This is a genomic window from Pseudonocardia sp. DR1-2 (assembly GCF_023717215.1).
In the GTDB taxonomy this organism is placed as follows: Bacteria; Actinomycetota; Actinomycetes; order Mycobacteriales; family Pseudonocardiaceae; genus Pseudonocardia; species Pseudonocardia alni.
Genome location: NZ_JAMQOF010000003.1, coordinates 616,533 through 628,375, shown reverse-complemented (window position 1 = coordinate 628,375; position 11,843 = coordinate 616,533). Strand labels below are relative to the sequence as shown.

General features: G+C 74.9%; 9 protein-coding genes. 5 read left to right on the top strand and 4 right to left on the bottom strand.

Annotated features, from left to right (window positions below):
• Positions 1–246: 246 nt before the first annotated feature.
• The gene (locus tag ND486_RS11715) at positions 247–561 is read right to left on the bottom strand and encodes a chorismate mutase (RefSeq protein ID WP_251784372.1); all 315 of its coding nucleotides are present in this window, start codon (positions 559–561) and stop codon (positions 247–249) included.
• A 261-nt stretch (positions 562–822) separates the two neighbouring features.
• Between ND486_RS11715 and ND486_RS11710 the strand changes: the two genes are divergently transcribed.
• Positions 823–3,273, top strand: coding sequence for a UvrD-helicase domain-containing protein (locus tag ND486_RS11710; protein ID WP_251784371.1), 2,451 nt, complete (start codon positions 823–825; stop codon positions 3,271–3,273).
• Positions 3,274–3,276: 3 nt separating this feature from the next.
• Here ND486_RS11710 and ND486_RS11705 read toward each other — a convergent pair whose 3' ends face one another.
• The 3 genes from ND486_RS11705 to ND486_RS11695 all read right to left on the bottom strand — a co-directional run bounded on the left by ND486_RS11705 (position 3,277) and on the right by ND486_RS11695 (position 6,123).
• Complete coding sequence (locus ND486_RS11705) at positions 3,277–3,909, bottom strand: DUF1707 domain-containing protein (RefSeq protein WP_251784370.1); 633 nt, start codon at positions 3,907–3,909, stop codon at positions 3,277–3,279.
• Between the two features lie 48 nt (positions 3,910–3,957).
• Positions 3,958–4,746, bottom strand: a complete 789-nt coding sequence (locus tag ND486_RS11700; protein ID WP_238590144.1) for a M23 family metallopeptidase — start codon at positions 4,744–4,746, stop codon at positions 3,958–3,960.
• 402 nt (positions 4,747–5,148) lie between these two features.
• Positions 5,149–6,123 (bottom strand): triacylglycerol lipase, encoded by a 975-nt coding sequence (locus tag ND486_RS11695; RefSeq protein WP_073576420.1) that lies wholly within the window; start codon positions 6,121–6,123, stop codon positions 5,149–5,151.
• Between the two features lie 261 nt (positions 6,124–6,384).
• Here ND486_RS11695 and sucC point away from each other — a divergent pair, with 261 nt between their 5' ends.
• From sucC to ND486_RS11675, 4 genes are all read left to right on the top strand, one after another.
• Positions 6,385–7,575 carry an ADP-forming succinate--CoA ligase subunit beta gene (gene sucC / locus ND486_RS11690; RefSeq protein WP_301549002.1) on the top strand — a complete coding sequence of 397 codons (1,191 nt, stop codon included), beginning with the start codon at positions 6,385–6,387 and terminating at the stop codon, positions 7,573–7,575.
• A 3-nt stretch (positions 7,576–7,578) separates the two neighbouring features.
• Positions 7,579–8,463, top strand: coding sequence for a succinate--CoA ligase subunit alpha (gene sucD / locus ND486_RS11685; RefSeq protein WP_073576419.1), 885 nt, complete (start codon positions 7,579–7,581; stop codon positions 8,461–8,463).
• A gap of 160 nt (positions 8,464–8,623) precedes the next feature.
• Positions 8,624–9,919: a DUF5336 domain-containing protein gene (locus tag ND486_RS11680; RefSeq protein ID WP_251784369.1), complete on the top strand. Its 1,296-nt coding sequence runs from the start codon at positions 8,624–8,626 to the stop codon at positions 9,917–9,919.
• Between the two features lie 77 nt (positions 9,920–9,996).
• Positions 9,997–11,745 (top strand): DUF6350 family protein, encoded by a 1,749-nt coding sequence (locus ND486_RS11675; protein WP_251784368.1) that lies wholly within the window; start codon positions 9,997–9,999, stop codon positions 11,743–11,745.
• The last annotated feature ends 98 nt before the right edge of the window (positions 11,746–11,843 follow it).

Here is an 11,843-nt window from a genome sequence, read left to right as displayed (position 1 = left end):
CTCGATCCCCAAGTGATCACACTCCGCTCGTCGCAGGTCACCCGATCGGGTGGTTCCCGTTCATCGGCCGTATCCGACCGCTCGACCTGCTCGTTGCCTCGCAAGGCAACCACTGCGCAAGCCTGCCCCGACCTGAACCCCAGGTGGGGCCCGTGTGGGCGTGTCGCCCTGTGTACTGCGCGTGAATCGCCGAGCGGTCGCCGCTCCGGCCCCCGTCGCCGGGCGCGACAGGGTGTCACACGGCCGTCAACGGCCGCCGAGACGTCCGCGGCCCAGCCGCAGCAGCATCATCGCCAGCTCGCGGCCCTCGGGGCCGAGGTCGGCGAACCGGTCCAGCACCGCCATCTCGCGGCTGTAGACGATGCGCGGTCCGCCCGCGGCCATGCGGGCGGCACCGATGCGCTTCGAGACCTCGGTGCGGCGGAGGATCGCGTCGAGGATCTCGGCGTCGAGCCGGTCGATCTCCCGGCGCAGCTGCTCGATCTCGGGGTCGGCTCCGGTGCGCACCTCGGTGCTCGGGCCGGAGCTCGGCTGCGGGGCGGCGGGGTCGGTCACGGTCATGGTCTCCTCGTCTCGGTCACGGGCCGTCGGGACCGAGGACATGCGAACGCCCCGGGTCCGTCGGACTCCGGGGCGTGCGGGTGGCGTCTGGGCTCAGACGGTCGGCGCAGCGGGAACCGGGGTCCGGTACCCGTAGCGAAATCGCCTGTCGTGAGCCACGCGGCGAGTGTAGACCACCCGGCGCACCGGGCCGCCGTGGTTTCCGGGACCGGCGACGCCGGAGCGGGATCGTCGGACCCCCGGCGTACCGTGTTCGACACGATGAGTGCGCTGTTCGAACTCCCCGGGACGGGCCCCGCCGCCGCTGCCGAGCCGACGACGGCCCAGGGCCGCCGCCTGCTGGACGGCCTGAACGACCGCCAGCGGGAGGCCGTGACGCATGCGGGTTCACCGCTGCTGATCGTCGCCGGAGCGGGGTCGGGGAAGACCCGCGTGCTCACCCACCGGATCGGCTGGCTGCTCGCCGAGCGCGGGGTGCACCCCGGCGAGGTCATGGCGATCACCTTCACCAACAAGGCCGCGGCCGAGATGAAGGAGCGCGTCGACGCCCTCGTCGGGCGACGCTCCGGGCCGATGTGGGTGTCCACCTTCCACTCCATGTGCGTGCGGATCCTCCGGCGCGAGGCCAAGCACCTCGGCGTGCGCAGCGCCTTCTCCGTCTACGACGCCGACGACACGCGCCGCCTCGTCGGCATCGTCGGGCGCGACCTGGAGCTGGACCCGAAGAAGTTCGCCCCGCGCGCACTGGCCGCCCAGATCTCCAACCTGAAGAACGAGCTCGTCTCGCCGGACGAGGCCGCCGAGCGCGCCGCCACCGACCACGAGCGGCGCATCGCCGAGGTCTACGGCGTCTACCAGTCGCGGCTGCGCCAGGCGAACGCCTTCGACTTCGACGACCTGATCATGGAGACGGTCTCGCTGCTGGACCGGCTGCCGGCCGTCGCCGAGTACTACCGGCGCCGCTTCCGGCACGTCATGGTCGACGAGTACCAGGACACCAACCACGCCCAGTACGAGCTGGTCCGCCAGCTCGTCGCGCCGGCCACGGCGAACGGGCGTCCCGGCGAGCTGTGCGTCGTCGGCGACTCCGACCAGTCGATCTACGCCTTCCGCGGCGCGAACATCCGCAACATCATCGAGTTCGAGCAGGACTTCCCGGACGCGCGGACCATCCTGCTGGAGCAGAACTACCGCTCGACCCAGACGATCCTGTCCGCGGCGAACGCGGTGATCGCCCGCAACCCGGAGCGGCGGGACAAGCGGCTGTGGTCCGACTCGGGCGACGGCGAGCGCGTCGTCGGCTACGTCGCGGACAACGAGCACGACGAGGCGTCGTTCGTCGCCCGCGAGATCGACCGGCTCGTCGACACCGGCGAGTACCGCAACTCCGACATCGCGGTGTTCTACCGGACCAACAACCAGTCCCGCGTCTTCGAGGACGTGTTCCTGCGGGTCGGGCTGCCCTACAAGGTCGTCGGCGGGGTGCGGTTCTACGAGCGCCGCGAGATCCGTGACGCGCTGGCCTACCTGCGGGTGCTGTCCAACCCGGAGGACACGGTCAGCCTGCGCCGGATCCTCAACGTGCCCAAGCGCGGCATCGGGGACCGGGCCGAGGCCGTCGTCGCCGAGTACGCCGAGCGCGAGCGCACCTCGTTCGCCCGCGCGCTGCGCGCCGCCGCCGAGGAGCCGCAGCGGCTCCCCGCCCTGGCGACCCGCTCGCAGAAGAACATCGCCGGGTTCGTGCGGATGCTCGACGAGCTGCGCGAGCTCGTCGAGCGTGGCGACGACACCGCCGAGGTCCTCGAGGCCGTCTACGCGCGCACCGGCTACCTGGAGGAGCTGCAGGCGTCGGAGGACCCGCAGGACGGCACCCGGATGGACAACCTCGCCGAGCTCGTCACGGTGGCGCGGGAGTTCGCGGGGGACGCCGCCGTCGCGGACCTGGCGCCGGACGGCGGGGCCGCGATCGGGTCCGGTGCCGCCCCCGCCGACGGGGCATCCGACGGCGCGGCCCCCGAGGGCGAGGCCGACACCTACGACGACACCCCCGACGGTGTCCCGGAGCCCGGCTCGCTGGCCGCGTTCCTGGAGCGCGTCGCGCTCGTCGCGGACGCGGACTCCATCCCCGACGACGACTCCGGCGTGGTCACGATGATGACCCTGCACACGGCGAAGGGCCTGGAGTTCCCGGTGGTCTTCCTGACGGGCTGGGAGGACGGGATCTTCCCCCACCTGCGCACCCTCGGGGACCCGAAGGAGCTCGCCGAGGAGCGCCGCCTGGCCTACGTCGGGATCACCCGCGCGGAGAAGCGGCTCTACCTGTCCCGGGCGATCGTCCGGTCCGCGTTCGGGCAGCCCAGCACCAACCCGGCGTCGCGCTTCCTCGACGAGGTGCCCCCGTCACTGCTCGACTGGCGGCGCACCGAGGAGCAGCTCGCCGCACAGCGGCCGTCGGCGCCGGTGGGGCGGTTCGGGTTCGGGAAGCGGCCGCAGGCGACCGACCGCGGGAGCTGGAAGGTCCCGGAGAGGTCGCTGAACAACCAGTCGCTGCACCTCGACGTCGGGGACCGGGTCAACCACGACAAGTACGGCCTGGGCACCGTCGTCGCGGCCGACGGCACCGGCCCGCGCGCGACGGTGACGATCGACTTCGGCTCGGGCGGGACGGTCCGGCTGATGCTGATCGGCGGCGTCCCGATGCAGAAGCTGTAGACCTCAGTCGTCGTCGCGGTCCTGCGTCGCGGCCTCGGCCGGGGTCAGCACCTTCACCGACCCGAACGCCCCGACGACGTGCACGTCCACCGTCCGGTCGCCCGGCGCGGCGCACGCCGTCGGGCAGTCGGTCGAGCCGAACACGGTGAACCCGGAGACGTCCGCCCGGGTGCCCTCGGGCACCACGACCTCGACCGAGCCGAACAGCAGCACCCCGCCCACCCGCGGGGCCTCGGCCTGGACCCCGATCGTGCGGGACCCGAACACCGTCACGCCGTCGGTCAGCGGCAGCACCTGCGACCCGCCCCAGACGGCGGCGACGACCAGCGCGGCCGTGGCGAGGATCCCGCCGGCGCGCCGCCCGGCGGCCGCGGCGAACTCGCCGGTCGGTGCCCGAGCCGGGAGTGCCGTGGTCGGCGCCTGCTCGACGGCGGCGGTGGACGCCCCGGCGGTGTCGGCCGGGAGGTCGCGGGTCAACGGCTCCAGGTCGGCGCGGGTGCGGGCCGCCCAGGCCTTCGCCGAGCGTTCCTCGTACTCGGGCAGGGACAGCCGTCCCTCGCCGTGCGCGCGCTGCAGCCGGGCGTCGACCGCCCGTCGCTCGCCGTCCCCCACCCGGTACGCCGACTCGTCCGCCACCCGGCCATTCTGGACCGTCCGGGCGCGCCGGGGAGCGGCGACCGCCGGTCAGGCGTCGCGCGAGCCCGTCGCGGCGGTGACGTCGAGGCCGCGCGCGGCCAGCCACGGCAGCGGGTCGATCTTGGTGCCGTCCGGCTCCCACACCTCGAGGTGCAGGTGCGGGCCGGTGGACTGGCCGCGGTTGCCGACCTCGGCGATCTCGTCGCCGGCCTCGACCTGCTGGCCCTCCTGCACGAACGACCGGTTGATGTGGCCGTAGACGGTGCTGGTGCCGTCGGGGTGCTTGAGCACCACCCACATCCCGAAGCCGCTGGCCGGGCCGGACTTCTCCACGACGCCGTCGGTCAGGGCGAAGATCGGGGTGCCGATCGGGGCGGCGAGGTCGATGCCCTTGTGCTGCACGCCCCAGCGGGCGCCGAAGCCGGAGGTGAACCGGCCGGCCGTCGGCATGACCAGGGCCTCGCCGTTGTACATGACCGCCTTCGGGGCGCCGTGCGACATCGCGGTCGTCACGGCCCGCTCCAGCTTGGCGGCCTCGCGGCCCATCCGGGCGGCCTTCGTCAGGTTGGCGACGTCGACCTTCGAGGTGGAGTCCAGGTCGGGCAGCGACGCGGCCTGCGCGGAGAGCTGCTCGCCGCCGATCGCGGAGGTGTCCATCGGGGCGGTCGTGTCGGCCGGGCGGGTGTCGCTGGACACCGGCAGCATCGCCGAGGCGGCGAGCCGGGCGTAGGCCTCCTCGACCGCGGCCTCACCGCCCCAGCCGGGCACCCCGAGGGCACCGGCGACCGTCTGACCGGCCGCGACCAGGGCGCCACCGGCCGCCGCGGCGACGGTCACACGGGTACGCGAGACCACCGGCGGGGGAGCCGGGAGCGCCGGGAGCCGGTGACCGGCCGGCGGCACAGGGGGGAGCGTGCCGGGCCGGGCCTCCGGTCGCGTGGCGCCGCTGGGGAAGCGGTGGCGCGACAAGACTGCCCTTCTGGTGTTCAGGGCGCCGCGGGCCGTTCGGCGGTGATCGTCGGAGTGGGGGCTCCGTCGGGGGATGGCGTCGTTCGGGGCGACACCGATCACCGTGATCGGTCCGTGACGTGGACAACGCGACGGTAACCCGGGCCTCGCCGAGCGGCAACGGCGGCCCGCCGCGCGGTTGCGGACGGTCGTGGATCATCGACGACCGGTCGGGCGGTCGGCGACGCGACGGCGAACGGAGGATCCCGTTCCCCCGCCCGGACCGGGCGCTCAGGCGCCTTCGGCGGCGTGCCGGCCGACCAGCCGCAGCGACCCGCGCAGCCGCCGGTCGCGCACCCGGTCGTGCTCGCGCCGCTCCGCCTCCCCGCGGGCCAGCGTGCTCGCCACGAAGTGCACGGTGCGCCGGTCCACCGGCAGCGCGAGATGGCCCACGTCGTCGAGCTCCAGCTCGGTGACGTCGAGGTCCGGGTGACGCAGCCGGGAGTTCCGCTGCGGGACGATGATCTCGTCCATCCGCGACCAGACCACCAGGAACCGGGTCCGGCAGCCGGGGGCCGGTTCGTCCAGCTCGCGCAGGATCGCCGAGCCGGGGCAGAGCTGACGGCACAGCGGCAGCGGTGCGATCCGGGCCAGGTTGCTGCCCGAGTGCGGGCTGCCGAGCGTCGCCAGGGTGTCGACGACGGCGTCGCCCCCCATCCGCTGCACGTAGTAGCGGGCGATCACCCCGCCGAGGGAGTGCCCGACGATGTGCACCCGGTCCGACCCGGTGGCCTCGCGCAGCCGTTCGACGTGGCCGCGCAGCTCGTGCGCCGCGGTGCGGACGTCGTCGGTGAACAGGCTGTAGTTGATGGCGTGCACCACCCCGAAGCCGCGCCGGCGCAGCTCGTGGGCGAACACGGTGAACACCGAGCGGTTGTCCATGATGCCGTGGACCAGCAGGATCGGCGTCCCGGCGGCGGTGGGGTCGGCGACGACCAGGCTGCGCTTGACCGGCGGCAGGCTGTCGGTGCGCCAGTGGCCGTGCGGCCGGACGGTCTCCTCGGCCAGCCCGATCGGGTACAGCGCGAGGTGCGCGGCCAGCCAGGCGCCCTCCAGTGCCAGTCCGCGCAGTCCCGCACGCGAGGTGAAGGTCCGCGCGGCGTATCCCGCCGCCTGCCCGAGATCGGACGTCGCGGCCGTCACTGTCGACAGCGCCCCGTCGGCGATCGCGCGCAGGCGAGCGCCTCCGGGTAGCGACGTCGCCATGTCCGAAAGGTAAGGCAGGTCACAGGATTCTGCTGTGTCGCGGGACGATCGGTGGCCCCGATCACTCGGTCGGCCGATCTGAATCGAGCACTGCGCCGACGGGGTGACAGCGGTCACCGGCCCAGGTCAGGACCGGTGCGCGCGGCGTGGCTAGGCTCCCCGACGCAGCATCACCGACGTCCGCGACCGCTGCCGCCCGCCACCTGTGCGGGGCGCGCCCGGAGAACGAGCCGGGGTCGCGCCGGTCGCGGCGAGAGCGAAGTGGAGCGGGAGAGCCGAGTGGACCTCTACGAGTACCAGGCGAAGGACCTCTTCGCCGCGCACGGAGTCCCGGTGCTGCCGGGCCGGACCGTGGACAACGCCGCCGACGCGGCGGCCGCGGCGGCCGAGCTGGGCACCGCCGTCGTGGTCAAGGCACAGGTCAAGACCGGTGGTCGGGGCAAGGCCGGCGGCGTGAAGCTGGCCGAGAACGCCGACGAGGCCAAGGAGAAGGCCGAGGCCATCCTGGGCCTCGACATCAAGGGCCACACCGTGCACCAGGTCCTGGTCACCGAGGCCAGCGACATCGCCGAGGAGTACTACTTCTCCTTCCTGCTGGACCGGTCCAACCGCACCTTCCTGGCCATGTGCTCGGCCGAGGGCGGCATGGAGATCGAGCAGCTGGCCGTCGAGCGCCCGGACGCGCTGGCCCGGATCGCCATCGACCCGATCGCCGGAGTCGACAAGGCCAAGGCCGACGAGATCGTCGCCGCGGGCAAGATCCCGGCCGCCGTCGCCGACGAGGCCGCGAACGTGATCGTGAAGCTCTGGGAGACCTTCGTCTCCGAGGACGCGACGCTGGTCGAGGTCAACCCGCTGGTCCGTGACCCGCAGGACAAGGTGATCGCCCTCGACGGCAAGGTCACCCTGGACACCAACGCCGACTTCCGGCACCCGCAACACGCGGACCTGGTCGACGAGCGCACCGAGAACCCGCTCGAGGCGAAGGCCAAGGCCAAGGGCCTCAACTACGTCAAGCTCGACGGCGGCCAGGTCGGCATCATCGGCAACGGCGCGGGGCTCGTCATGAGCACCCTCGACGTCGTCGCCTACGCCGGCGAGGCGCACGGCGGGGTCAAGCCCGCCAACTTCCTCGACATCGGCGGCGGCGCCTCGGCGCAGGTCATGGCCGACGGCCTGGACGTCATCCTGGGTGACGACGAGGTCAAGAGCGTCTTCGTCAACGTCTTCGGCGGCATCACCGCCTGCGACGCGGTCGCCAACGGCATCGTCGAGGCCCTCAAGATCCTGGGCGACGACGCGACCAAGCCGCTGGTCGTCCGCCTGGACGGCAACAACGTCGAGGAGGGTCGTCAGATCCTCGCCGACGCGAACCACCCGCTCGTCACCGTGGTGGGCACGATGGACGACGCGGCCGCCAAGGCCGCCGAGCTCGCGAACGCTGGAGCCTGAGACATGTCGATCTTCCTCAACGAGAACAGCAAGGTCATCGTCCAGGGCATCACGGGCGGCGAGGGCACCAAGCACGCCACCAAGATGCTCGCCGCCGGGACGAACATCGTGGGTGGTGTGAACGCCCGCAAGGCCGGGACCACGCACACCATCGGCGACAAGGACGTCACCGTCTACGGCACGGTCGAGGAGGCGATCAAGGAGACCGGCGCCGACGTGTCGGTCATCTTCGTCCCGCCGAAGTTCGCCAAGGACGCCGTGATCGAGGCCATCGACGCCGAGATCCCGCTGGCCGTGGTCATCACCGAGGGCATCCCGGTGCACGACTCGGCGTACTTCTGGGCGCACGCGGTCGCCACCGGCAACAAGACCCGGATCATCGGCCCGAACTGCCCCGGCATCATCTCGCCCGGCAAGTCCAACGCGGGCATCATCCCGGCGAACATCGCCGGCGCGGGCAGGATCGGCCTGGTGTCGAAGTCCGGCACGCTGACCTACCAGATGATGTACGAGCTGCGTGAGTTCGGCTTCTCCACCGCCATCGGCATCGGCGGCGACCCGGTCATCGGCACCACCCACATCGACGCCCTCGAGGCGTTCGAGGCGGACCCCGAGACCGAGGCCATCGTGATGATCGGTGAGATCGGTGGCGACGCCGAGGAGCGCGCCGCGGACTTCATCAAGGCCAACGTCACCAAGCCGGTCGTCGGCTACGTCGCGGGCTTCACCGCCCCCGAGGGCAAGACGATGGGCCACGCCGGCGCGATCGTGTCCGGCTCGGCCGGCACCGCGCAGGCCAAGAAGGAGGCCCTCGAGGCCGCCGGTGTCAAGGTCGGCAAGACGCCGTCCGAGACCGCCGCGCTGATGAAGGAGATCCTCTCCGCCTGATCGGAGTTCGGGTCGCACGTCCGACGCGCGGGCCCCGGGAACTTCTCCCGGGTGCCCGCGCGTCGTGCTGTGTGCACCCCGAGCGCCTCACCCGGCCGGGTCGGGGGCATCGGCTAGCGTGCGGTGCAGCGAGTCCGTCCGTCACACGGGAGTGGTCGTCATGTCGAGCAACGAGCCCGGGGCCGTCCCGGCTCCGGAGCAGGCCGCGCCCGCTCCGACGGTGCGGGTCGCCGTCCTGGCGGGGGCCGTGCTGGCCCTGCTGGCGCTGGTCCTGACCTTCTTCGACGTCACGACCGGGCTGTTCCCGGTCGCGATGGTCGTCGCCGGTGGCGTCGCGGGAGGCCTCACCCTGCTGCCCGGTACCGGGCGCACCCTGGTCGCGGGCGTGGTCCTGTCGACGACGGGGGCGCTGACGATGCTGCTGCTCCTGGCCGGCAGCGGCACCGGGGCGGTCGGCGGCACGCTCGGGTGGGTCGTGTTCGTGGTCGCGCTGCTCGCCGCCGCCGCACTGCTCTACGCCCAGCTCCTCCTGTCCGGTGTCGTCTCCGCCCCCGCGCCGCGGGCGCAGCGCCCGTCGCACGTCGGGCAGCCCGGCTGGGGCCCCGGCCCCGGCCAGGTCCCGCCGGGCCAGCAGCCGCCCTGGATGCCGCAGCAGCCCTACGGTGCGGGCCAGCCGGGTGCCGTGGCCCCGTACGGTGCGGCCTCCGGTGCGACGCCCTACGGCGCGGACCCCTACGCCTCGGGCCAGTACGGCGCGAGCCCCTACGCCGCCCAGCCCGGCGCGGCCCCGTACGCCCCCGGCCAGCCCGGTGCGGGCCAGTACGGCGCCGGACAGCACGTCGCGGGGCAGCCCGGTGCGGGACAGCACGGTGTCGCCCAGCCGGGCGCCGGCCAGTACGGCGCCGGCCAGTACGGAGCGGGCCAGTACGGCGCCGCCCACGGTGCGGCGCAGTCCGGTGCGGTGCAGCCCGGCGCGGATCACGCCGGTGCCGCCGCGTACGGCGCCCCCGGTGCGGTGCCCGCCGCGTCGCAGCCCGCCGCCGGGCAGTACCCGGGGCAGTCCGGGGCCCACGGCGCGCCCGAGGTGCCCGGGGCGCAGGACCGGACCGGCGACGACGCGGGCCGTCACGCGGTCGGCGGCCGCACCCCGCAGGCGGACGCGGCACCGCACACGCCGTCCGGCGCGGGCGGCGCCTTCTCCGGGGTGTCCTACGGCGACCGCGCCGCCGCGGTGACCGGCGCGCCGGGAGGCGAGCAGGCCCCGCCCCCGACCACCCCCCACCCGGCGGGCGCGAGCGGTACCGGGGACGACGCGGGCGTCACCCGCCCCTCCGCGATCCCCGGCTCCGGCTCCGCCCCGGCGCCCGGCGAGCAGACCGAGCGCCCCGGGGCCCCGGCGTCCGGTGACGACGAGGCCACCCGCACCTTCCGGCCCGGCGGTGAGGGCTCCGCCTGAGCGGAGGGAACCGTGGGTCCCGGCACGTCGCGGCGTGCCTGCCCCTCCCGGGCCGCGTTCGCTGCGACGCTGACCGGGTGAGCACCACCCCGCCCCGTCCCGCCCGCGGCCGCCCGGCCTCCCGGGCCCGGTCCACCGGGCCCGCACCGGAGCGGTCCCGCGGTGGGCGCGCGACCGCCGTCGCGGACCGGGAGCGGGGGCGCCGCCGCCCCGCCCGGACCCCGACGCGCGGTACCGGGACCGGCACCGGGCTGGACCGGCTGCGGATCCTGCTCGTGGCCACGATGGGCGCCGTCCTCGCCGGGTACACGATGCTCGTCCCGGTGGCGGCGCTGCTGACCGGCACCGGCGGCGTCGCGGTCACCGCGGACGGGGCACTCGCCACAGCCGTCCCGCTGTGGCTGGCCGCGCACCTCATCCCGGTCGCGGTGGACGGGCGCCCGTTCGGGGTGCTGCCGCTGCTGCCGACGCTGGTGGTCGTCGCGCTGGTCGCCTTCTGCTCGCGCTGGGCGGTGCTCCGCCTGGGCGGGCGGGTCCGGCACGACGCGGGCGCCGTCGTCGCGTCCCAGGCCGGGGCCGCCGCCGCGCTCGCCGTGCTCGCCGGCGCACTGCTGCCGCGGGACATGGCCGTCACCGCCCCCTGGGCGTCGATGATCGGGGCCGGGCTGGTGGCCGGGGCGGCCGCCGGGATCGGCGTCGTCCACGCCTGCGGGGCGCCGGCGGCCTGGAAGCGGGTGCTGGCGGGTTGGCCCGGCGCGGCGCTCGCCGGGGCCAGGGTCGCGGCCGCCGCGCTGCTGCTGGTCGCCGCCCTCGTCCTGACCGTGGCGCTGGTCGCGAGCGCCTCGGACGTCGCCGACACCGCCGAGCGCATCGCCCCCGGCGCCTGGGCGGGCGTCGGGGTGCTGGTGCTGAGCATCGGGTACCTGCCGAACGCCCTGGTCGGGGCGCTGTCCTGGGCGCTGGGCGCGGGGGTGTCGGTCGGTATCGCCCGCTCCGGTCCGTTCGGCGTCGAGCCGGGTCCGCTGCCGCCGTTCCCGCCCGCGGTGGTCCTGCCCGTCACCACCGTCCCGACGGCCGCGGTGCTGGTCGTGCTGCTGCCCGTCGTCGCGGGGGTGCTCGGCGGGATCGCCTGCCGGCGGGCGCTGGCCGACGACGCGCCGGTCGTGGACCGGGTCGTGGCACCGGCGCTGGCGGCCGTGGTCGTCGCGGTCGGGGCGGCCGTCCCGGCGGCGCTCGCCGGGGGTGCGCTCGCGGGCGGGCCCTACGACCCGGTGTCGTTCCACCCGTGGGCGGTCCTCGGCTGCGCGCTGCTGCTGGTCGGGATCCCGGCCGTGCTGACCTGCGCCGGGACCGAGCTCGCCCGGCACGTCCCGATGGGCGGCACCGACCGGTCGCGGACCGCGGTCGACCGGGCCCGGGCGGCCCGGGACCGCCGTCGCGGGTCGACGGTGGGGGAGCTGGTCGAACGCCGTCGCACCGCCGGGGCGCCCGCCCGCCGTGCCGACGCCGCGTGGGACGACGACGGGGGCCACGACGACCTCCACCCCTACTCCGACGCCGCCCCCGACGAGGAGCCCGACGGAGCCGGTCGCACGGCCACCCGTCGCGTCGACGGTTCCGCCGGCCGTGACCCCGCCGGCGACGACGAGGACCCCGACCACGGCGACGGCGACGGCGACGACGCGGGGGACCACGGCCCCGACGGTCGCCGCGCAGCCGGGCGCCGCCCCGACCGGGACACCGACGGCGGGGACCCGTCCGACCGGCGCACCGACGGCCGGACCGACCGGATCACCCGCCCCCGCGACCGCTCCCGGGACGACTGAACCGCCCGGCCGGGCCGGGTGACCCGGGCCACCGCACCGGGCGCCCTCGTCGTCGGAGGGCGCGTCTACCCTGGCCAGGGGCCGTGGAGCGGCCCGGA